Origin of the sequence: Peribacillus sp. CSMR9 (genome assembly GCF_033141925.1) — a bacterium.
GTDB classification, from domain to species: Bacteria; Bacillota; Bacilli; order Bacillales; family DSM-1321; genus Peribacillus; species Peribacillus simplex_A.
Genome location: NZ_JAOPHO010000033.1, coordinates 1 through 21,385, shown reverse-complemented (window position 1 = coordinate 21,385; position 21,385 = coordinate 1). Strand labels below are relative to the sequence as shown.

23 protein-coding genes and 1 riboswitch are annotated in these 21,385 nt (G+C 37.3%); of the genes, 7 read left to right on the top strand and 16 right to left on the bottom strand.

Annotated elements, in window-relative coordinates:
* Positions 1–151: 151 nt before the first annotated feature.
* From N9I19_RS15115 to N9I19_RS15105, 3 genes are all read left to right on the top strand, one after another.
* Positions 152–1,486 (top strand): PepSY-associated TM helix domain-containing protein, encoded by a 1,335-nt coding sequence (locus N9I19_RS15115; RefSeq protein ID WP_317778262.1) that lies wholly within the window; start codon positions 152–154, stop codon positions 1,484–1,486.
* Positions 1,483–1,953: a FixH family protein gene (locus tag N9I19_RS15110; RefSeq protein WP_317778261.1), complete on the top strand. Its 471-nt coding sequence runs from the start codon at positions 1,483–1,485 to the stop codon at positions 1,951–1,953. Before N9I19_RS15115 ends, N9I19_RS15110 begins: the two co-directional genes overlap by 4 nt.
* 77 nt (positions 1,954–2,030) lie before the next feature.
* Positions 2,031–2,327 carry a hypothetical protein gene (locus N9I19_RS15105; protein ID WP_317778260.1) on the top strand — a complete coding sequence of 99 codons (297 nt, stop codon included), beginning with the start codon at positions 2,031–2,033 and terminating at the stop codon, positions 2,325–2,327.
* Positions 2,328–2,336: 9 nt separating this feature from the next.
* Here N9I19_RS15105 and N9I19_RS15100 read toward each other — a convergent pair whose 3' ends face one another.
* The 3 genes from N9I19_RS15100 to N9I19_RS15090 all read right to left on the bottom strand — a co-directional run bounded on the left by N9I19_RS15100 (position 2,337) and on the right by N9I19_RS15090 (position 5,611).
* Positions 2,337–3,239, bottom strand: a complete 903-nt coding sequence (locus N9I19_RS15100) for a DUF4405 domain-containing protein (RefSeq protein WP_317778259.1) — start codon at positions 3,237–3,239, stop codon at positions 2,337–2,339.
* A 294-nt stretch (positions 3,240–3,533) separates the two neighbouring features.
* The gene (locus N9I19_RS15095; protein WP_317778258.1) at positions 3,534–4,733 is read right to left on the bottom strand and encodes a phosphoglycerate dehydrogenase; all 1,200 of its coding nucleotides are present in this window, start codon (positions 4,731–4,733) and stop codon (positions 3,534–3,536) included.
* Between the two features lie 142 nt (positions 4,734–4,875).
* Positions 4,876–4,954: riboswitch (ZMP/ZTP riboswitch) on the bottom strand.
* Between the two features lie 219 nt (positions 4,955–5,173).
* The gene (locus tag N9I19_RS15090; RefSeq protein WP_317778257.1) at positions 5,174–5,611 is read right to left on the bottom strand and encodes an ATP-dependent metallopeptidase FtsH/Yme1/Tma family protein; all 438 of its coding nucleotides are present in this window, start codon (positions 5,609–5,611) and stop codon (positions 5,174–5,176) included.
* A gap of 186 nt (positions 5,612–5,797) precedes the next feature.
* Between N9I19_RS15090 and N9I19_RS15085 the strand changes: the two genes are divergently transcribed.
* Positions 5,798–6,580, top strand: coding sequence for a VOC family protein (locus N9I19_RS15085; RefSeq protein ID WP_411730451.1), 783 nt, complete (start codon positions 5,798–5,800; stop codon positions 6,578–6,580).
* Between the two features lie 39 nt (positions 6,581–6,619).
* Positions 6,620–7,135 carry a GNAT family N-acetyltransferase gene (locus N9I19_RS15080; RefSeq protein ID WP_061464775.1) on the top strand — a complete coding sequence of 172 codons (516 nt, stop codon included), beginning with the start codon at positions 6,620–6,622 and terminating at the stop codon, positions 7,133–7,135.
* A 354-nt stretch (positions 7,136–7,489) separates the two neighbouring features.
* Here the strand turns inward: N9I19_RS15080 and N9I19_RS15075 are convergent, their stop codons facing one another.
* From N9I19_RS15075 to N9I19_RS15060, 4 genes are all read right to left on the bottom strand, one after another.
* On the bottom strand, positions 7,490–7,906 hold the full coding sequence (locus N9I19_RS15075; RefSeq protein WP_089362993.1) for a VOC family protein: 417 nt from the start codon (positions 7,904–7,906) through the stop codon (positions 7,490–7,492).
* Positions 7,907–8,148: 242 nt separating this feature from the next.
* Positions 8,149–8,640 (bottom strand): PTS sugar transporter subunit IIA, encoded by a 492-nt coding sequence (locus N9I19_RS15070; protein WP_317778255.1) that lies wholly within the window; start codon positions 8,638–8,640, stop codon positions 8,149–8,151.
* Between the two features lie 66 nt (positions 8,641–8,706).
* Positions 8,707–9,132 (bottom strand): iron chaperone, encoded by a 426-nt coding sequence (locus tag N9I19_RS15065; protein ID WP_317778254.1) that lies wholly within the window; start codon positions 9,130–9,132, stop codon positions 8,707–8,709.
* Positions 9,133–9,267: 135 nt separating this feature from the next.
* Entirely contained in the window at positions 9,268–9,915 is a 648-nt protein-coding gene (locus N9I19_RS15060; protein WP_317778253.1) for an alpha/beta hydrolase, read from the bottom strand.
* Positions 9,916–10,114: 199 nt separating this feature from the next.
* Here N9I19_RS15060 and blaOXA point away from each other — a divergent pair, with 199 nt between their 5' ends.
* Positions 10,115–10,906, top strand: a complete 792-nt coding sequence (blaOXA, locus tag N9I19_RS15055) for a class D beta-lactamase (RefSeq protein ID WP_317778252.1) — start codon at positions 10,115–10,117, stop codon at positions 10,904–10,906.
* Between the two features lie 233 nt (positions 10,907–11,139).
* Entirely contained in the window at positions 11,140–11,790 is a 651-nt protein-coding gene (locus tag N9I19_RS15050; protein WP_317778251.1) for a DUF1796 family putative cysteine peptidase, read from the top strand.
* A 341-nt stretch (positions 11,791–12,131) separates the two neighbouring features.
* Here N9I19_RS15050 and N9I19_RS15045 read toward each other — a convergent pair whose 3' ends face one another.
* The 9 genes from N9I19_RS15045 to N9I19_RS15005 all read right to left on the bottom strand — a co-directional run bounded on the left by N9I19_RS15045 (position 12,132) and on the right by N9I19_RS15005 (position 20,227).
* Complete coding sequence (locus N9I19_RS15045) at positions 12,132–13,889, bottom strand: SulP family inorganic anion transporter (RefSeq protein WP_317778250.1); 1,758 nt, start codon at positions 13,887–13,889, stop codon at positions 12,132–12,134.
* Positions 13,890–13,920: 31 nt separating this feature from the next.
* Complete coding sequence (locus N9I19_RS15040; protein WP_317778249.1) at positions 13,921–14,499, bottom strand: beta-class carbonic anhydrase; 579 nt, start codon at positions 14,497–14,499, stop codon at positions 13,921–13,923.
* Between the two features lie 380 nt (positions 14,500–14,879).
* The gene (locus tag N9I19_RS15035; RefSeq protein ID WP_317778248.1) at positions 14,880–15,614 is read right to left on the bottom strand and encodes a PepSY domain-containing protein; all 735 of its coding nucleotides are present in this window, start codon (positions 15,612–15,614) and stop codon (positions 14,880–14,882) included.
* 27 nt (positions 15,615–15,641) lie between these two features.
* Positions 15,642–16,985 (bottom strand): sensor histidine kinase, encoded by a 1,344-nt coding sequence (locus N9I19_RS15030; protein ID WP_317778247.1) that lies wholly within the window; start codon positions 16,983–16,985, stop codon positions 15,642–15,644.
* Positions 16,982–17,683: a response regulator transcription factor gene (locus tag N9I19_RS15025; protein WP_317778246.1), complete on the bottom strand. Its 702-nt coding sequence runs from the start codon at positions 17,681–17,683 to the stop codon at positions 16,982–16,984. The genes N9I19_RS15030 and N9I19_RS15025 overlap by 4 nt, the downstream gene beginning before the upstream one ends.
* Before the next feature lie 187 nt (positions 17,684–17,870).
* The gene (locus N9I19_RS15020; protein WP_317778245.1) at positions 17,871–18,752 is read right to left on the bottom strand and encodes a PhzF family phenazine biosynthesis protein; all 882 of its coding nucleotides are present in this window, start codon (positions 18,750–18,752) and stop codon (positions 17,871–17,873) included.
* A 167-nt stretch (positions 18,753–18,919) separates the two neighbouring features.
* The gene (locus tag N9I19_RS15015) at positions 18,920–19,156 is read right to left on the bottom strand and encodes a hypothetical protein (RefSeq protein WP_411730450.1); all 237 of its coding nucleotides are present in this window, start codon (positions 19,154–19,156) and stop codon (positions 18,920–18,922) included.
* A gap of 154 nt (positions 19,157–19,310) precedes the next feature.
* Entirely contained in the window at positions 19,311–19,541 is a 231-nt protein-coding gene (locus N9I19_RS15010) for a DUF3953 domain-containing protein (protein ID WP_289319700.1), read from the bottom strand.
* A gap of 236 nt (positions 19,542–19,777) precedes the next feature.
* On the bottom strand, positions 19,778–20,227 hold the full coding sequence (locus N9I19_RS15005) for an NUDIX hydrolase (RefSeq protein WP_317778244.1): 450 nt from the start codon (positions 20,225–20,227) through the stop codon (positions 19,778–19,780).
* Positions 20,228–21,385: the final 1,158 nt, after the last annotated feature.

The window sequence follows — 21,385 nt, the reverse complement described above, 5'->3', positions numbered from 1 at the left end:
TAGTTAAAGTTGTTCTTCTTAGTCGATATGGCCAATTCATCTTTAACAAATACAAATTTCCTTTTTTTAAATAAATTTCATATTTTTCTCACATTTTTCTTTTATCATCTATATAGTGAATTTAATAGTACGACTCGGAGGTCCTGAATAAATGGAAACTAAACAACCAAACACTTCTCTGTATAGAAAAGTATGGAGATGGCATTTTTACGCTGGAATTATTTTTGCACCCTTACTTATTATTCTGGCAGTTACTGGCTCCATCTATTTATTTAAGCCACAGATCGAACACTTGCTTTACCAAGATTACCAAGAGGTTATTCCGCAAGGAGATAAGATACCAGCATCCCAGCAGATTGAGAAAGTGAAGAAGCTATACCCTGATGCAGTGGTGACAAAATATCATCCCGGAGATACTGCCTCCCGTTCAAGCGAAGTAAGCATTACTGCTAATAATGAGTCCCTTACCATTTTTATAGACCCGTATACAGGTAAATCTATTGGAGAGTTAAAAGATGAAGACAGACTTATGGATAAGATTGAAGAATTTCATGGTGAACTGATGGCTGGCACCTTGGGAGACAGAGTTGTAGAGTTAGCTGCGTGTTGGGCAGTTGTGTTAATTGTCTCTGGTCTTTATTTATGGTCTCCCAAAAATAAGTTAATTCTTTCTGGTGTTCTTTTTCCAAGAATAAATAAAGGTAAAAATACTTTCAGAAGAGATTTACATGCAGTACCTGCCTTTTGGATATCAGCAGGAATGTTATTTTTAATTATGACAGGTTTGCCTTGGTCTGGTTTTTGGGGAAGTAATTTTCAAACGTTAACTACCAATTCCGGATCTGGGTATCCTCCTTCCATATGGACAGGAAGTGCTCCAACATCCTTAATTAAAACAAAAGATATTGCAGATGTACCTTGGGCAGAAGAAAATTTAGATGTACCTATCTCAGATATTCAAGGTTTTATCCCACTGTCCATTGATGATGTTGTTACAATAGCAAATCGAGAGGGTATGCATCCAAGTTATAGCATTAATATTCCAAGAGAAACGGATGGCGTTTATACATTGTCAGCTTTTCCACCGAAAGTACAAGATGAAGCGACTATACATATTGACCAATATTCCGGTGCAGTTCTAGCTGATTATCGTTATGATCATTACGGTTTAATAGGAAAAATAGTGGCTTGGGGAATTACCTTGCATAAAGGGACCCAATTTGGTTTGATTAACCAAATAATCAGCCTTCTTATTTGTTTAGGAATTATGCTTGTTGCATTTAGTGGTTTTTATTTATGGTGGAAGCGAAAGCCGAAAAAAGGATTGGGTGCACCAAAAGCTCCTCCTATAAACAACATGAAATTCTTTCTAATTCTATTAATAGGTCTAGGAATTTTGTTTCCTTTGGTTGGTTTGTCTCTTATTGTCGTTTGGCTAATTGACTGGATTCATGATTCGAAATGTAAAGGGTGGCTTTTGCCGTGAAAAATAATATATGTATTTCTTTAATCTTTATTTTCAGCCTATTGCTAAGTGCTTGTTCACTTGAAAAGGATGTCACTAATCTATACAAAGAAGAAACACCACTTGAAGCTGAGATAATTATACCAGCATCCTTTTCGGCTAATACACAGGAGACGATAAAGGCTGTGCTTACTCAAGGTGGTAAAATGGTTAAAAACGCAGATTTTGTTCATTTTGAGATATGGAAACAAGATGGCTCGCTCAAATATAGTATGGAACAAGCTGTAGAAGAGGGGAACGGTATTTATAGTTTAAGTAAAAACTTTGATAGTGATGGTCTATACTATATAAAAGTACATGCTAGTAACGATGGTTCAATCATTATGCCTCAAAAACAGTTTATCGTAGGAAAACTTTCTGAAAGTGAATTGAAATTCTTGCAAAAAGGGATTCAAAAACAAGAAGAAAGTCATGAACATCATAATTAAAAAATCCATAAAAAATCCGTTTTTCAATTGAAGACCGGATTTTTTATGGATTGCTATCCCGTTTTGTTGGTAATGATATGGGTAAGAATTTTAGCTATTATTTTTTTATGATTGGAGAGAATGGTATTCCTATCCCGATTTATGGATTTTGGAATGTAGGCAATACCGAGCAATTTCCTCCTGTTGGAGTCTTTTTAACATCGAATATACTGCATCAACGGAATCGTCAAAATTTTTGGGGATACTTCTTTTCTTCGTTATTACCTTTCGCTTTGTTTTCAACCTGCCTGAGGAAAAAAGTAAAATACACCTTTGAAAGCCTATTTAAAAAATCAAGGGAACATACTGGTTCAACCGATATCCCCATTATATAAGAATTGCTTTTATACACTCGTTAAATCCCCATTACTGGAGTTAGTTTTTTTCTTTTTACTTTTATTTCTCATTATAAATTTTTCCATATAATAAATGATAATTATAAATACAGACATAATGCCAAAATACGTTATGATAACACCTAAAGCGTTCGAACTCTCGAATTGGCCTTTTTCCCCTTTTAGGCTGCCTTCTGACATTGGTTTTTCAAATTGGCCTTCTCCCGCTTCGAAGCCGCCTTCCGGAGGATTTGGTCTTTCTCCCCTTTTGAAGTCCCCTTGAAAGTTCGGTTTTTCTCCCCTTTCGAAGCCGCCTTCTGGCATTTGTGAAGAAGAAAGATTAAACACGTTCGCAACTCCTTGCAGCTGCATGATGAAATTTGTTGAGTACATTTGATAGCCCCCAAACACTAATAAAGCAATTGTTGCTGCTCTTGCTAAAATCCCTATGAATGGTTTCGGGGTTCTGAACTTCATCATATTTTTAAAAACATTTATTACCCATTTCCAATGTAATCCAATATGAGCTGCAACTAAAATAAGCACTAAAAACGAAATGGATATATGAGAAATTTTAAACCATTGTTCATTACCAACGTTGATATTTGGGAATACAACTCTTGAAATAAAAATACCACTGATCATAATAAAGGTCATTGTAATTAATAACATTACGTTTAAAAAATAGCCAAATTTTGTTTTAAGAGGTAGCTTGCGGTCAAACAATTTAACCGTGACTTTTTTTACCCATCGCCAATTGAGCAACACATGGATGAAAAATAATACGGCGATTACTAACCCGGCAATTTCATGAAACGTTAATCCTCCTAATACTTGTTTATTGAAAAATAATACGAACGTAACGGCCATTAAAATATCTAATCCAAGCTTCACGAACATCAGCTTTTTCATATCTTATCCTCCCTAAGTAGTTTGTCCTTGATTTTTTTTAACTAACTCCCTATTCATATTGGTGAAACTTATTATGAATAGTTTTTCTTAATTTTTTATTAAGGGAGTTTAAGGAGAATTAACTGGAGGAATTGCATCTTGAAGACACTGAACTTACAAACAATTCCTTTATAACGCTAAACCCATGCAAATTAAAAAGCCTCAACTCCTTAAAGGAATTGAGGCTTGCACTGCTATTTATCATTTGGGCAAGAAAGCATCAGGGGGTTCCTTCATGCTTTCTTCCTGTTCCAATTAAATAATACGGGTTGTAACGATGCCTTCGATTTGTTTGATTTTTTCTTCCAAGCTAGGAATGATATCGCCGTTTACTTCACCGTCAATGTCGATGATCGTATACGCATATCCCCCACGGCTTCTGTTAACCATGTCAGCGATGTTCAAATTAAAGCCTGATACAGCCAGTGTGATTTGCCCAACCATGTTCGGAACGTTTTCATGGAATGTTGCCACACGACGATTTCCTGTAAAAGGAAGGGAAGTATTTGGGAAATTCACTGAGTTCTTGATGTTCCCTGTTTCTAAAAATCCTTTCACCTGAAGTGCTGCCATGATGGCACAGTTTTCCTCTGATTCTTGCGTAGAGGCACCAAGATGCGGAATTGGAACGACATTTTTCATTTTCAGCACGTTTTCATTCGGGAAGTCTGTAATGAACTTGCCAACTTTCCCGCTTTCAAGTGCAGCTTCCATATCATTTTCATTCACTAGCTCACCGCGTGAGAAGTTCAAAATATGAACGCCTGGTTTCATGATGCCAAATGTTTCTTGGTTAAACATTCCTCTTGTGTCATCCGTTAATGGAACGTGTACAGTAATGTAATCAGATTCTGCAAACAATTCTTCAATCGTCATGGCGCGCTGTACATTGCGAGATAAATTCCAAGCTGTATCGACAGAGATGAACGGGTCAAATCCAATTACATCCATGTCTAAATCCAGGGCATCATTCGCCACAAGCGCACCGATCGCACCTAAGCCTATTACACCCAGAGTTTTTCCCTTGATTTCTTTTCCAACGAATTGTTTCTTTCCTGCTTCTACAAGCTTCGGAATTTGTTCTCCTTCGCCTTCTAATGTCTTTGTCCATGCCACACCGGCAAAAAGGTTACGAGATGAAGCCATTAATGATGTCAGTACCATTTCTTTTACAGCGTTAGCGTTAGCACCAGGTGTATTAAAAACAACGATTCCTTGCTCGGTACATTTGTCGACCGGAATATTATTGACTCCCGCCCCTGCCCTTGCGATTGCTTTTAATTGATCTCCGAATTCCGTTGTATGCATGTTAAAGCTGCGTACAACGATCGCATCAGGGTTTTCACTGTCGTTGTCGACCGTAAATTCGCCTTTATTGAATACATTTAGCCCGCTTTCAGCAATATTATTTAATGTTTTGATCGTTTTCACTTTTTCTAAAAGAATTGTGCTCATCTTGTTTGTCCCCTTTTGGTTATGATAGTTTTTTTTCAAATTTCGAAATATTGACAATATTTTTTGCCCATGAAAATCTGCATTCTTTAAAACTTCACTATCCTCTGTTAATAAACAGAAAGAGGCAAGGGATAAAATCCCTTACCTCTGCCCAGGCGAACGGCTACGACACTATGTGTTCCCTCACGGTTATCCGTGTTTCGCCAGTTGCACATAGTCTTTTGATTGATTTTATTCTATCAAATTATTCAGCAAATTTCAATATCAATTTAAAGGTTTTATATGGAAGAAGTCAACACTCAGCATGACCGCTTGCGAATGGCCAACTTAAGCAGGTTTAATAGCCTTTGCCAAATCATGTTCACGCCAGTATTCTTCAATTTCCTCTAATGATTTCCCTTTCATTTCAAACCATCCAATTGGAAAAGCAAGTTTTTTCATCATTTAGAATGGTTCATTCTTTTGACCAATAGTAAAATAACGAAAAATAGGATGAAAATGATCATGATCGGGATGGACGTTGTAAAAAAATTGACCCATGCGCTTGTCTCTGTGTCTTGTGGCATGACCACAATTTTTTCTATATCATGTTCTTCTGCAGCGTCATTCATTCTATTCATCGAAATTTCACTATTTGGGACAGTGGCGATAAAATATTGATCCTTTTCATAACCTTTCAGCCGCCCGCTTATTTCAAAAACTCTTTTTTGGGGCTCCAACTCCAAATATGTTACTTTGCCATCCTCTAAAGTTGTGAAAAATTCATCTTCAGTTAATTCCTCAGTCGGTTCATTGCCATTATTAAAAATAAACACAATCCCCAAGGTAACCAAGAAGATTAGTAAATAAAATATTTTATTACGGAAAATCCGCTTCATCCTACACCTTCCCCCACGAAACAAACTAGGTCAATAGTATCATATAATAGTAATCATTAACTATTATTCCATGTTCATTTAAAAAGAAGGCCCTGTTGATTTCTTGGACTCGGGCAGGTTAGTTGCAAAATGGATAATATTAGTAAAAAATAAGAGGTATAGCAAACTAGAAGATAAGGGGTGAAAATTTTAATTACTCATTTCGCAGATTTAGAATTACTGACAGTATCTATTGAAGGTGTAAAGCAATGCTACGCTAACCGCCTGCAGCTCCCCATTCTATCAGAATCTAAAGAGTTCATTCAGTTTCAGCTGACGCCCTTTACTACGTTGAGTTTTAAAGAAGCGTTTGAGCCCATTTCTCCAGCACACTTTGCATTTCAAGTCCCATATTCTCAATTTGATGAAGCGGCATCATTTATCCAACAATCCGGATTATTGGTCCTAAGACAAGAACATGGTCAGTATATCGACGAAACGAACGGAAGAAAAAATCTATATTTTCGTGATGGAGATGGCCACCTTCTCGAAATCATTGCCCATGATTATGTAAATGAAGATGAACTGAAGGCATCCGGAATGTTAAGAACACTTTATTTAAGAGAGATTGGCTTCCCTGTGGATTCGGTACCAAGCTTACGCGATTGGCTGAAAGGTAACCTTGGTATGAAAACGGAACAAGATCAAGATATATTTAATTTCGTAATTAGCGGAACAGCACATGCAATAGTGGTTTCAAAACAAAGGCCTTGGATTCCTATTGCCATGAAGGCCTTACCGCCAAAAATGGCGGTGACGTTCGGTACACCCGATAAAAGGTTTATTGATGAACTGACAAAACAAATGGATCACACTTTTTTAGATGACTCTAAGAAACTATTTATACTTAGTGATAGTTATCCTTTTTATATGGAATATACTCCTGAATTCAGTGCGTCAATGGTGAAAAATTTGAATTTACCTATTTGAACCGCGTTTTTCATTTAACCTGTAAAGGGGGAAATCAATTTGTTAATAAGAAAGGCAAACGTTGCTGATGCTGAAGGTATAGCAATAGTCCATGTCGATTGCTGGCGTACCACATATAAAAATATAATGCCAAGTGATTTTTTAGATAAACTGTCTTATGGGAAAAGGAAAGACGTATGGATAGAGAATATATCTAAAGATGGAAACCATGTTTATGTAGCAGAAAATAACGAGGGAAAAATAGTCGGATTTATAAGCGGAGGAAAAAGGGAAACGAATAAAGTTGAAGATTCGGGTGATCTAACTGCGATATATATCCTCGAAGATTTTCAAAGAATGGGGATTGGAAAGAAACTCATCAAAGAATTATTTTTTATATTTAAAAAACTGGGCTTCCATACAATTTTTGTTGAGGTGCTTGAAGATAATAACTCTCGATTTTTCTATGAGGCTTTTGGTGCTGAATTGCTTAAAACAGAAAAAATCAAAATGGCTGGTGCTGAATTAAATCTATTGGTTTATGAGTGGAAAGATATTAGCCCTGTATTGTTATGATTAAACTTCATTTAAGATGAATGCTGCTGGATGCGAAGGGGCCTTTTATTCCTAGCAGTTTTCTATGTCATCCTTCTCGAATTAACCGATAGAATAATAGTGCAAAGTTTTGTGTCCACAAACTGGAAAACCCTTCCACATTTTATGTGGGAAGGGTTTTCATATTCTTCATCCTTCATATCAGTGCCGAATTTTGTTGGGAACTTCAGTTCTTCTCACCTTCCCCTGCTTTGTCTTACTTTTTAAATGTGATGTTATACACTCCAACTAACGGGTTCCTACTTCTAGCAGGCATTCATGTTGACTTCAAAAAAAGACCCAGCCCTTAAGTGAGGAGTGTGCCTTGCGTTTGATTTAATTTTGATTAAACCCGCTTTCATCCATGTAAAAAACTTCCCAAGAATGCCCATCGATATCCAGAAAACTCCACCCGTACATGAACCCATGATCGATGGCTTCATTAAAAGGCTTTCCGCCAGCATCGAGTGCCCTATTCACGACCTCATCCACATCTTCCTTACTTTTAACCGATAGGGCCACGATGGCTTCCGTACTTGCTGCTGGATCCGGGATTTCCTTCTTGGTAAACGTTTTAAAGTAATCTTCAACCAATAACATGACATATATAGACTCACTGATAACCATGCATGTTGCATTTTCATTGGTCATTTGCTCGTTAAACTTAAAGCCCACCTTTGTGAAAAATTCTATTGAGGCATCCAAATCTTTAACAGGCAAGTTTACAAAGATCTTCTCTGCTTGAACTCCCATCAAATTCACCCTCACTTGATTTATTTTATGTTCATTCACCTACTATTCGCTCCATTTTCCGATAATCCTGCCCGCAACAAAAAAAGAATGGATGTATGCATAACAAAACCAATTCAAGAACCATCGCCGACCGTAAACACCCATGGGGCTAATGACTCCGCCGGCTAAACTTGTAGAATCAATGAATGAACCGGGGGTTAATGCCTTATCATTCTCAAAAGAATCCGATTCTACATTAGGCCTTACTTCAAATGAACACTCATAATCGTTGTTTCGTTACTATTTGCTTGGCTGATATTTGTTTTTTCCAGTTTTTCAACTAGCTCGCCATTCATGATAATAATCGGAGTTATGATGCTGGGAACTTTGGATTTTAGAAATTCGATATCAAATGTAACAAGCCTGTCTCCTGCTTTTACACTTTTCCCTTCTGCGACATGGACTTCAAATCCCTCACCTTTAAGGTTAACTGTATCTAAACCTATATGAATTAACAATTCTATGCCATGCTTTGTGCGGAGGCCTAACGCATGTTTAGTAGGAAAAACCTGGATCACTTCTGCATCAATAGGAGATACAACCACCCCCTCCTCAGGAAGAATCGCTATTCCATCCCCCATTAACTTCCCTGAAAACACTGGATCGGGAACATTTTCAATATTTATAACTTGTCCATTTATAGGAGCAAGCAGATGTTCCACATTTTCTTTTTTACCGAATAATTTTTTGAACATACTATTTCCACCCTTCTCTATCTTTTTGAATCTCACAATCAAATGTTACATAGATAATAGTTTTTGTTATTTTTTCTTTTTCAATTTCCCTTCCGCTTCCTTCTTTTTATTCTCTTCCACTCTAAATGTAACGATTTCGGTTATTAATTCATAAGGAATTGGCTTGTTCAGTGGAAACTGAACGGCCCCTTTTGAACGTTTATAATCAGATAAAGCATATTCAAAAGCAGAGATCGCGCTTGAAGTTGGATAAAGTCCTATATGTTTTTTATAGGCAGCGAAATGTACCAGATTTCCGTATAAAGCAAAAGTAGGCATTTGATAGCTTATCTTTTCTTCTGCATCCGGTGCTGCATTCTTTATGACTGTTCTTATCGTTTTTAGTATCTCCTGAACTTCTTCGGGAAATTGTATAATGTACTCATCAATTGAATTAAATCTATTGGTTCCCTCCATGATTTCTCCTTTCATAAATCCATGATTAGTTATCATTATCCCCCTTCACTCTTAAAAAAAGAACTCCCTGCTAAAGGCCGGGCACCCGTGAGTTGATTGCAGGCTTAATGAATGATCAAAACCATGCATTCAGATTCAACATAACTGGCTATCCGCTCAAGTTCGTTAGTTCTATCCTATCTTTAAGAACTCTTCCATTCTTTTCATTACATCTTCCAGCATCGTAATCGACCTTGAAGCATGCAAAGGTTCAATATCCAAAGAATGATTAGCATTAGGGACTTGATCCATGCTTATATTCGTTTTATTTTCTATCATTTGAATTTTACCTGGAATATAATGATGATCTTTTTCTCCTATTACTATATGTGCTGAATGATTGCTGCTCATTAGCCCTTCAACAATAGAATCGAATTTCAATAGCGGCGTAAGCAAAATCATTTTGGAATTCATGAACCGCTCACTTTTCATAATTCCGTTGATGATCGGAATGGTGCCAAGTGATTTGCCCAGAAACACAGTTTCTTCATATTCATTATTTTGAAGTATTTCAGTAAGGACGGGATTCATATCATTAACGATCACTTTTGTGATATCCACCAAAGGATGCTTGAATATATCCTGGTCGTAAGAGTAATGAATATGCACGACATCAAACTGATTTTGAAGCATGAGCATTGTCGAATAATAAAATAACGGCTTCTCATACGTGTAACCCGCACCTGAAAACATAAAACAAACGGCCCGACTTCCATTTTCAATATGTGTGTATGAAACTTCTTTCTCATTATTATTTATTTTTCTTTGATTAACCTTCATGATAGACTCCTCCCATTGAATCGTTTGCTATATATATTCATTAGCTACCCGCTGCAATCCTCCTTGATTGATATTATCTAGATAGAATCCAAGAATAAGGTTTCGTTTTTCATCTGGAATAGGTATACTTTAGCTATTAACCTATTTTATGGAAATTATTTAATGATCGATCAATCCATGCCTTAAAGGAGAGTGTGTAATGAAAATGAAAACGTTATGTTTCATTCTTGTCCTGCTAGTCACTGGTTCTATGAGCACGATTGATGCAAGTGCAAACGATCAAAAGGTGAAAGAACTGCATATCGGGGAATCTTTCGCTGGTGTGGAAGGCACGACGGTCATCCAAAACTTAAAAAATGATAAAGTATATATCTATAACAAACAGAGAAGTAACGTACGCTACACTCCAGAATCGACATTTAAAGTCGCGAATGCATTAATTGGCTTACAGACAAAAGCGGTGAGCGATGAATATGAAGTGAAGCGATGGGATGGTGTAATCAGGGAATTTGAAGATTGGAACAGGGATCATACTCTGGCTTCAGGCATGAGGCATTCAGTGATCTGGTATTATCAAGAAATGGCCCGCGACATAGGGGCTGAAAAAATGCAGCAATATATAAACCTGATCGACTACGGCAATCGCGATATATCCGGTGGAATCGATCATTTCTGGCTGGACAGCAGCATAAAAATATCTGCCCGGGAACAAGTACAATTCATCGAAAACCTTGTAGAGGAAAAACTGCCTATCGATAAGCAGCATATGAGAACCGTAAAGAGAATCATGATTTACGAAGAAGCAGACTCATATGTCCTCCATGGAAAAACAGGTACACGCCTTTCCGATATGGGATTGGGCTGGTATGTGGGTTACATCGAAACGGACGAAGGGAAATGGGCTTTCGCAACGAACACGGACGGCAGCGGCAGCAAAGCCAAGGCGATTACACTGGATGTCCTGAAAGACCTGGATATCATAAAAGAATAATAGTTCACGCATGCCTCAAACTTGGGCATGCGTTTTGCTCTGTCTTAAAGAGGATATCATCCGTTTTCACATATCTTTTAAAAAGGTAGTTCTCAACGTGCATTGAAAGATAGCTAGCCTTGGCTATTTCCTGTTCACCAAGACTCTGAAGCCTTTTTTGGGATTGTCCAATCAAAATAAGAAAATTCTCATCTACTATAGTATTGATAATTTAGTAGATAGGGGGATTAATATTGAAATTAAACGAAATCAAGAAAACTTATGATGTAATCATTCCTTGTGGCAGCGCTTGCTCTCCCACTTTGAACCTAAGAAGACTTGGTTTAAGAAAATCTTCTTTGCCTCTTGACTGGGTCTATACTGAGTCATTTGCAGAAGTGGCTCATCTATATAGAAATCAGTTCAAAGAATATATGGAATTGAGGAATCTTACTTTAGTGGAAGGATCAGCTACTTATTTTGATGATGACATAGTTATAAATGCTGTAAATACCTATTTGATCAGAGATAACCATTATAAAGTTACTTCAGTTCACGATTTCCCCATCCGCCCTGATAAAAAGTGGTTTGAAACATATCCTGAGTTCAAAGAAAATTTAAATAAAAGAATAGCAAGATTCAATGAAACAATTAACAATAGTGATTCAATCCTATTTGTTAGATGGTCAACAACTTATGACCATGCCTATTTGTTTCAACAAGCTATGCAAGACATGTTAAAAGAAAAAAATTTTAATGTATTAATATTAATCCCCTCGGATGATGCAACAAGTATTTCTGAATTGGAATGGAATCTAGAAAATGTTTGTGTTTTAAAAGTTCCTAACCAGATTGAAGATGAGGCCATTTGGAATCATGCTTATAGTGGCATACAATTAAATTAACTTCTGTCTTGATTAATCGCTGTGCAAACCATGCTTATATGTTAATGATTTCAATTTTGACGATTTTAGTTATTGTTTTAGGTTTTTCATCAAGCCAAAAATAATCAACGCTTTTTCGCTTCTTTCTTTTTTTCGTTCAAGTAAGTCAACTTGTTTGACAGTCTTAAGACTAATTTAGGCTATCATATATCACATTCATTCCCCTTAAAGCAGTAATAATTATTTTTTGTTATATTCTTAGATATACGAACTGGTGAAAATTCTTCAAAGGGGAATTGTTTATTAAAGGTTTAAGAGAAAGGCATCTGCCAAAAGCAGATGCCTTATCTTGTTGACAGGAGTCATGTTAATCCCATCTCTTGTTTTCTTTTCTGTTTTAATACCGCAGGCTTTGGAGCTTGTTGGGAGAGTGCCGTACATTCATCAAAAGAAAATTGTTTACACCCTTTACAACGGTTAACATCTAGTTTTGATAAAGCTTTATTAATGGCATCACCCGTACTGGAAAAGAACTGTTCCTCACCTACTAGTTTATTAAAACCTGTTTTTTCGAGCATTTCTTTAGGTTCCTGTGGAATCCCGGAAATCAACACTTGTAGTTGGTGAAACTTGAATTGCTTCACAATGTCGGTGAGAAGTGCTTCTCCCGATGTATCAATAAATGACACATTGCTCATTCTTAATAGGAGGACTTTTGGTTTAGAACGCATGATTTGTTCGATTTCTTCTTGCAGCCTTTCGATTGAACCAAAGAATAAAGGTCCTTCTATTGTATAAATGTGAATCTGTGGACAATTTGAACCGTGTTGAACCATTTCCGGTTTAACTAGTTTATCAGTTGGATCTGGTAAAACCCTTGATAATTTCAATGTACCGCTCATTAGTTTAACAAAAGATAGAATAGCTAATAGTAAACCGATCCCAACACCTGTTGTCAGGTCAATCAAAACTGTTAACAAGAAGGTCACGATTAATACGACCGAGTCCATGGTTTTTGCTTTTAAGATATGCGAAAATTCTTTGCGTTCACTCATGTTCCATGCGACAAACATAAGAATGGGGGCCATACTGGCCAATGGAATGGCCGAAGCATAAGGAGCTAAACTAACTAGCACCAGTAATACCACCAACCCATGTACCACACCAGATATAGGGGAAACTGCACCGTTTTTAATATTCGTTGCGGTACGCGCGATGGCACCTGTAGCCGGAATGCCTCCAAATAAAGGCGTAATCATATTGGTCAACCCTTGCCCAATTAGCTCTTTATTACTGTTATGTTTACTGCCGGTCATGCCGTCTGCCACTACAGCAGATAATAGTGATTCAATTCCTCCAAGCATGGCAATGACTAAAGCAGCCGGCAGGAGTTCAATCACTAGGCTGCCGGTGATCTGGGGAAACTGAAAATGGGGCAATTCATTAGGAATGGCACCATAGGTCGATCCAATGGTCGCTACCTGATCAGGAAAGAAAAAGGCAGCGACTAGAGTTGATACCATCAATCCCAGCAATGCTCCAGGGATTTTTGGTATATACTTTGGAGTTAATATGACGAGTGCTAAACTAATGATAGCCACCAGTACACTGTAGATGTTCACTGTATTAACATTCAATATGATTTCTTTCATATTTAAAAGAAATGCTTCTTCCTTTTTTAAGTTACTGAGTCCAAAGAAATTGGCAATCTGGCCAGAGAAGATAATCACAGCAATTCCAGCAGTAAAGCCGATGGTAACTGGACGGGGAATAAACTTGATGAATCTTCCCAATTTGAATACACCTAAAAGAAAAATCATGATGCCTGCCAAGAAACCGGCGATTAACAGTTTTTCATATCCGTATTGCATGACCACTCCCAACAAGATCGGGACAAAGGCTCCAGTCGGTCCTGCAATTTGATATTTGGACCCTCCCAAAAGGGAGACCATAATTCCAGCAATAATTGATGTGTAAAGTCCGTATTCTGGTCTTACTCCCGAAGCAATGGCAAAAGCCATCGCTAAAGGAATTGCTACAATCCCAACTACCACCCCGGCAACCAGGTCTTTTTGAAAATGGCCTAAGTTGTATCCTTCAAGCCTGCTAGAACGAATCATTCTATCACTCCTTCTTTTATTAAATGTGTATTTAGTCGTTGCTTGCAACCTTGCTATATCCATCTATGATTCGCTCTAATTTACCCGTTTCGGGATGGATGACCATACCGTGAACGGCAATGGAATCTGGTAATAATGGGTGATTTTTGATCAAACGGACACTATTTGTTACACTCTCCTCAACACATTGAAATCCCGACAGCCACTTTGATAGGTCAATACCAGAGTTTGTAAGGACATCAATTTGCTCCTGACTGACTTTCTTCTGCTTTGCAGCATCAAGAAGTGAAGATGATTGAAGCCCCACCATACCGCATCCGTGATGTCCGATCACACACACTTCCTCCACTTTCAGCTCATAAATAGCGACAAGGATACTGCGCATAATGCTGCCAAAAGGGTGCGAAACAATAGCTCCAGCGTTTTTAATGATTTTCGCATCACCATTTTTTAAACCCATCGCTTTTGGAAGCAGCTCCAATAGACGGGTATCCATGCACGTAATGATGACGATCTTTTTATTTGGATACTTTGTGGTTTGAAACTCTTCATATTTATTTTGATCGACAAACTTCTTGTTATAATCCAGAATTCTAGAAATGATAGACATTACTTATTCTCCCTTCTCGTGTTGAAATATGTTGGAAATGTTCTATGTACAATAATCCAGATGCCTTTCATCCAACTTATTTGCCTCCTTTTTATCATTTGGTGCCTTCACCAATGATTTAAGGCGAATCCATGGATAAAACCTTTTTTTAAGCTAATTCCATGTTAGAGTTATTAAATTAGAGTTAAATGATAGAAGGATTAGAAATCAGTGAGAATTATTACAATTTCTTCTCTTTCTTTTTGCATTTTCCTTACTCATTAAGATCAATAAACAAAAAAAGGGTGATGCATATTAGATATCTAATATGCATCACCCTTTTTTTTTGATTTGTATCATTTTCGTCTAGATTAATAAACCCTTATCCCTAAGCAACTGTTTTATTCAGGACCATCATTATCTTCCACTTCATCATCTTCCCATGTGATTGTTTTTACTTCTTTTGTGTAGCCGTCCACTTGGACTACTGCGTCTCGATCGTCTTCTAATTCAACTTCGACCAAATAATAAGATGTCTGATCTGAAGGTTGATAAAATTCTGTATCGTCAGCAGTTCCTTTTACATGTTTTTCCGCAATCGCAATTGCTTCGTTTTCTGTAATGATACTATCTGCTACCATTGTCGAGTCAATAATAGCTCCTGTATGTGGGTCGAGTATTAATGTGATTTTTTCGTTATTCTTATTTACCACCGCTTTATAATAGGAGTTGTCTTTCTCCTGTACAAAATCAATTTGTTCCAGGTCACCTTGTGAGGAAATACGTGCCTTTATTTCATATTGGGTTAGTTGTTTTTGGGGTGTTTTTTCCGTCGTTTCTTCAGCTGTATGAACTATTGTTTCTTTTTTTATAGAACGAACTTCACCGCTTTTCGCATCCATCCTAATTAGATATACCCCTGTTTCAAGCTGCATTTCAATCTGATATTCTTCACCTTCACTTTTCGTTGTCTTTATAATGGTTCCAGGATATTTATCCTTTGCTGTCTGGTACACTTCTTCTTTCGTCAAGTTTTCCGCGGATAATGATGGAGCCCACCATTGAAATCCAACGAATACTAGCAGACCAAAAACGAGAGCTGATCCAGCTGTTATCAGCACTTTTCCATTCTTCATCGTGTCCCCCATCCAACGCATTCTGGTTTATTTAAATAAAAGAGTAACGTTCGTTCCCCTGCCTTCGAGACTATCCATTTCAATCCGTACATCAATTGCATCAGCAATTTCCTTTGCCATGGAAAGCCCCAATCCTGATCCGCCTTGCTTTCGGGTTCTAGCTTTATCTACACGATAAAAGCGATCGAACACTTTTGGCAATTCAGCCTTTGCAATTCCATCCCCTCTGTCTTCGATGCGGATATATGCTTCATTACTTGTTTGTCCTATGTAGACTGAGATATGCTCGTCACTATACTTTCTTGCATTGTCCAAAAAAATAAACAAAAGTTGTTTTAACTTTTGAATGTCCGTTAATGCTTCAATTTCATCACCACTATAAATCTCCACTGTTCGATTGTACGCATTTTTATATACTTTCGCTAACTCGGCAATGATATCGGTCAGATTGACGTATTCCTTCTCTATATTCCATTTTTCCTGATGCTTTGCAAGCAGGAGCATTTGCTCTGTCAGCTCTCTCATTCTAATCGCTTCCGAATGAATGGCCTCTATGGATTCATCGAACAATTCAGGCCGCTCCAACCCTTTTCTTTTCAAAAGGCTTGCATAGCTTTCGATGATAGTTAACGGTGTTTTTAATTCATGTGAAGCATTTGATACGAATTGCTCCTGTTTTTCGAAGTTAGTTTGCAGCAAATCGATCATGTGATTAAAGGTTTTTCCCATTTCCACAAGTTCATCTTTTGATTTTTCCTCTAGGCTAAGTCGCTTAAATTGGCCGCTTGTTTGAATCTCCTTCATCGTATCAATCATCGATCGAATCGGACGAGCGATGAAGTTACTAAGAATACTGCTTGATATCATAACAGGTATCATGGCAATGACAGTTACGGCAATTAATACAATGCGAAGAACAGAGAGCATTTCTTCTGTTGCTTGAATGCTTTTGGTGATTTGAAGATTAACTACACTTCCATCCCCCCAAACGATCGGGTTTGAAACGAACACATACTTTTTCTGATGATATGTGATGATCGCGCTCTTCTCACCTGGGTAAAAGCTGCTTTTTCGATTGCTTAACTGCTTTTCAGAATTGGATGTCACAGCTGTTCCTTTTCGTTGCCCTTCTTTTACAATTCCAACCATGCCATCTATAGGCAGATAAGCCCGAAGTAAATCATTTGGTGAAATATGATTAACATTTTTACTAACATCAAATGCAATTTTCTCTGTCTCCGCTTTCGCACGATTAAGTTCGTGCACCATCATCAGGTTACTGAAAACAAAATAAATGGAAACATTCATCAAAAGGAGCAGGAAAATGAATAGTACCGCTGTATATAAATTTATTTTCTTCCGCAGTCTCATTTTGCTTCCTTCATGACATAGCCAACGCCTCTTACGGTATGAATCAGCGGCGTATCAAAGCCATATTCGAGCTTTTTGCGAACATATCGGATATACACATCCACTACGTTTGTTTCTCCATAGAAATCATACCCCCAAACCGCTTCCAGAATTTGATCCCGGTTTAGCACTTGGCGCTTATTCTTCAATAAATAAAGAAGTAGATCATACTCTTTTGGGGTTAGGTCAATTTCACTTTCACCTCTAATGACTTCGCGCGTTTTGACATTTAATTTTAAGTCAGCAGTATTTAGCCATTCACCGTCTTCATCTTCCATTGAAGGTGCTGCAGTCCGCATTCTTAAAACCGCACGTATTCGCGCAAGCAATTCCTCAATTTGGAAAGGTTTAGTGATATAATCATTCGCACCGAGATCAAGACCGGAAACTTTATCTTCAACCGAGCCCTTTGCCGTTAACAGGATGACAGGGGTGACAGTGTTTTTCGTTCGAATTTTACGAAGCAGCTCGATGCCGCTTATGCCTGGAAGCATGACATCCAATAAGATCAAATCCCACTTTCTTGATTGATAGGCTTCAAGGGCTTCATACCCATCCATTGCCCTTCCGGTTTGGTAGCCTTCGATTTCGAGCTCTAATTCAAGCAGTCTCAAGATTTTTTCTTCATCTTCTACGATTAATATTGATTCTTTATTCATTTGGAATGCCTCCTTTGTGAGGATTTTTTTGTGGTATTCTGTCAGGAAAATTCATTCAAAACATTGTTTGTCTTCCTGATCACGAGATTGATAGGGAAGCGAAGTTCAAGAAGAAAAAGGCTGCCTCAGCAACAGCAACCTTCCTTATTTTGAAGTAAAGCACTTGTCAGTTGAAAAGGTCAGGTTATTAAAGAAACCATTCACCTTGAGCAATTTTCACTACTTTACCTCCTACATGAACGTCGATTTCCCCGTTAACATCACCTGCTTTTAAAAACAATAAAGAAGGTCTTTCGATTTCGCATCCTTGTTCTACGCGAATGTCTATTTCACTTTTTTCAAAATACCGGTATTTAACTAAGTAAGCAGCTAAACATCCATTAGAACTGCCAGTTGCTGCATCTTCGGGAGTACCATAATAGTCCGCAAAGTCGCGAACATTCAAATCATTTTTCGAATCATACGTTTCTGGAGAAAAAACCATAATGGCTTTTGCATCCGTATGTTCGATTAACTCAAAATATTTTTCTTTATTAATCTTTACTTTTTTAACGGCTTCCAATGATTTTAATGGGACAACAAGCACTGGAAGTCCCGTCGAAACTTCTTGAATGGGAAATCTATCATCTATGTTTTTTTTATGTATATTTAAAATTTCAGAAATTTTATCTGTATCTAAAATCCGGCCAAAAGTTGGTTCATTTTGTTTCATCCATAGAAGCTCTTCTTGATTATTGAATATTACTGTTATCTGTCCACCTTTAAAGTTTAAGATAATGTTTTCCAATGTTGCTTCTAATACTTCGTTTTGAATGATATATGCAGTTCCTAAAGTCGGATGTCCAGCAAAAGGAACCTCTTCATTAGGTGTAAAAATCCGAACATCATAGCCGCCATCATTTTTTGAATCAGACAAGATAAAGGTAGTTTCGGAAAAATTAATTTCTTTGGCTATTTGTTGCATTTCATTTTCCGGAATATTTCCAGCGTTCTTAAAAACAGCGAGTTGATTTCCTGTATATTTTCCATTAGAAAACACATCAACAATAGAATAATTAACTCTCTCCATAAACTTCCCCTCGTTTACATTTTAGTTATTTTAACGAATGTACAAATTATTGCATGTAAAATTTTAAAAAAGAAGACGCTATTTACCCAGTTAGCTCCATAAAAAAAAGAGCTGCCCGAGCAACTCTCATGTTAAAAGCCCTATATACTTTTAGTACAATATTACTCTTATAAATCAACATAATCCTGTCTTTTATTTTTCACATTTGTTTTTGATTTTATATTTAGGTTCGATAAACTCACACCAACTAAAGTTACTCCTCCTTCTAAAGCTAGCATGGTTGGAGTTTCCCCTAACAAAAGCCATGAAATAACAACTACAGCAGGTGTCAAATACAGCGAACTTGTTGCTTCTGATGCCCCAACTTTTGAAGTAACATAAGCCATATGTTGATGAAACCCCACTAAGGAACATCCTCTTCACAACCATTTTATCTATATTTCACCATAATATTTAAGCGCATAAGAAAAAGAGCTGCCAGAGCAACTCCCTTGTTAATTCTAAATCCCCAATGATGAACAAAGACCATATAAAAATTTCATAAAAAACCATAGAGTTTTATATTAAGAAACCTTGGGTGGCGACATAGAAAACAAATAACGAGACAGCAAGACACATATACCCCCCAAATCCTTTTCGATCCTTTTGAAGTTCGATAATTCCTATCACCAGCATCATTAACCCCAGGAACAACATGGTATACGGTAATAACTCAGAATTCCCAGTAATTAACTGAGTTGCTGATAAAGCAATAACAATGATCCCTAAGATGATTCTAACTATTTTCAAGAAATATTCCCCCTTATCCTAATCCACTAATTATACCATTTTGTATAAAGTTGGCTTTTAGAAATTTTTCGTTAGTTACATTTTATCTGTTCACCCAATTGATCTTAGGTGCGATTGCCGTCAATATTATTACGCCAACCTATGTCATTACTTCACTTACATTTTCGATGTTCGCGTTCGAGTTTTAATTTTTCGATTCAATCAACATTCAATTGTCAATCAAAAAGGGATACTAGTCATGAATTATACGTTTGCCCATTTTTGTAAGTGAATGTGTAGTTTCCTTCTTTTTTCAATAAAACCGGCAAGTACTGTGCAACCATTTCAGCAATTCCAAGGTTATGTGGATGGAGTATCCAATCAATCGATTTCCATTCCAGAATACCTTCCCGCGTTTTTTTCGGTGTTTCATATATTAAATGTTCATCCGCTTCATACAAATATACATATATTCCATCCAGATCACCTTCCGGGGTCTCCCATGTTACCGTTCCTTTAGAAAAAAAGGCCTTTAACTCTATGCCCGTTTCCTCCAATACCTCACGCAGTGCACCTATATCAGGGGTTTCACCTTTCTCGATTTTGCCCCCCACTCCGTTCCAAACACCCATAATTGGAGCTTTCTCCCGATTAAGCATAAGTATTTCATTATTTTTCTTTACAAAACAAACTGTATACTTAAACATTTTATAAAGTGACCCCTTTACCGTTAGTTTCATTAAAACATTGGCTTGTCATCTGCCTCCAACACACTCTCAAATTTTAACAATGAATAAAGAATCCGTAAACGTCCTGCGTCGAAGAATGAATGAACTCCCCCATTAGATATAAGTTCCATAGCTTCTATTTTTGCGCAAAATAGTTATTTAACTCGTATATTTTGCTATTTAATCCTATATTTCGCTGTTTACTGGTGAGGTTGCGCTATTTATTCATGAAATTTGCTGTTTACTCGTGAATTAATGCTCTTTACTACTGTATTTCGTTGTTTACTCGTGAATTTCCACTCTTTACTCGTGAGTTTCTGCTCTTTACTCGTGAGTTTGGCTGTTTTACTCGTGAGTTTTCGCTCTTTACTCGTGAGTTTTGCTGTTTTACTCGTGAATTCGTGCTTTACTCGTGAGTTTTGCTGTTTACTAGTGAATTTCCGCTCTTTACTCGTGAGTTTTGTTGTTTTACTCGTGAATTCGTGCTTTACTCGTGAGTTTTGCTGTTTACTAGTGAATTTCCGCTCTTTACTCGTGAATTAATGCACTTTACTCGTGAATTTCCGCTCTTTACTCGTGAGTTTTGCTGTTTTACTTGTGAATTCGTGCTTTACTCATGAAATTTGCTGTTTACTCGTGAGTTTTGCTGTTTACTCGTGAATTTCCACTCTTTACTCGTGAGTTTCTGCTCTTTACTCGTGAGTTTGGCTGTTTTACTCGTGAGTTTTCGCTCTTTACTCGTGAGTTTTGCTGTTTTACTCGTGAATTCGTGCTTTACTCGTGAGTTTTGCTGTTTACTAGTGAATTTCCGCTCTTTACTCGTGAGTTTTGCTGTTTTACTCGTGAATTCGTGCTTTACTCGTGAGTTTTGCTGTTTACTAGTGAATTTCCGCTCTTTACTCGTGAGTTTCTGCTCTTTACTCGTGAGTTTTTGCTCTTTACTCGTGAGTTTTGCTGTTTTACTCGTGAATTCGTGCTTTACTCATGAAATTTGCTGTTTACTCGTGAATTTCCGCTCTTTACTCGTGAGTTTTGCTGTTTTACTCGTGAATTTCCGCTGTTTACTCGTGAGTTTCTGCTCTTTACTCGTGAGTTTTTGCTCTTTACTCGTGAGTTTTGCTGTTTTACTCGTGAATT

Bases quoted from the DNA above. Each gene is read 5' to 3' on its own strand.
- N9I19_RS15115 (WP_317778262.1), top strand. From the start codon at position 152: ATGGAAACTAAACAACCAAACACTTCTCTGTATAGAAAAGTATGGAGA.
- N9I19_RS15105 (WP_317778260.1), top strand. From the start codon at position 2,031: ATGGGTAAGAATTTTAGCTATTATTTTTTTATGATTGGAGAGAATGGT.
- N9I19_RS15100 (WP_317778259.1), bottom strand. From the start codon at position 3,239: ATGAAAAAGCTGATGTTCGTGAAGCTTGGATTAGATATTTTAATGGCC.
- N9I19_RS15095 (WP_317778258.1), bottom strand. From the start codon at position 4,733: ATGAGCACAATTCTTTTAGAAAAAGTGAAAACGATCAAAACATTAAAT.
- N9I19_RS15090 (WP_317778257.1), bottom strand. From the start codon at position 5,611: ATGAAGCGGATTTTCCGTAATAAAATATTTTATTTACTAATCTTCTTG.
- N9I19_RS15075 (WP_089362993.1), bottom strand. From the start codon at position 7,906: ATGGGAGTTCAAGCAGAGAAGATCTTTGTAAACTTGCCTGTTAAAGAT.
- N9I19_RS15070 (WP_317778255.1), bottom strand. From the start codon at position 8,640: ATGTTCAAAAAATTATTCGGTAAAAAAGAAAATGTGGAACATCTGCTT.
- N9I19_RS15065 (WP_317778254.1), bottom strand. From the start codon at position 9,132: ATGATAACTAATCATGGATTTATGAAAGGAGAAATCATGGAGGGAACC.
- N9I19_RS15060 (WP_317778253.1), bottom strand. From the start codon at position 9,915: ATGAAGGTTAATCAAAGAAAAATAAATAATAATGAGAAAGAAGTTTCA.
- blaOXA (WP_317778252.1), top strand. From the start codon at position 10,115: ATGAAAATGAAAACGTTATGTTTCATTCTTGTCCTGCTAGTCACTGGT.
- N9I19_RS15045 (WP_317778250.1), bottom strand. From the start codon at position 13,889: ATGATTCGTTCTAGCAGGCTTGAAGGATACAACTTAGGCCATTTTCAA.
- N9I19_RS15040 (WP_317778249.1), bottom strand. From the start codon at position 14,499: ATGTCTATCATTTCTAGAATTCTGGATTATAACAAGAAGTTTGTCGAT.
- N9I19_RS15035 (WP_317778248.1), bottom strand. From the start codon at position 15,614: ATGAAGAATGGAAAAGTGCTGATAACAGCTGGATCAGCTCTCGTTTTT.
- N9I19_RS15030 (WP_317778247.1), bottom strand. From the start codon at position 16,985: ATGAGACTGCGGAAGAAAATAAATTTATATACAGCGGTACTATTCATT.
- N9I19_RS15025 (WP_317778246.1), bottom strand. From the start codon at position 17,683: ATGAATAAAGAATCAATATTAATCGTAGAAGATGAAGAAAAAATCTTG.
- N9I19_RS15020 (WP_317778245.1), bottom strand. From the start codon at position 18,752: ATGGAGAGAGTTAATTATTCTATTGTTGATGTGTTTTCTAATGGAAAA.
- N9I19_RS15005 (WP_317778244.1), bottom strand. From the start codon at position 20,227: ATGTTTAAGTATACAGTTTGTTTTGTAAAGAAAAATAATGAAATACTT.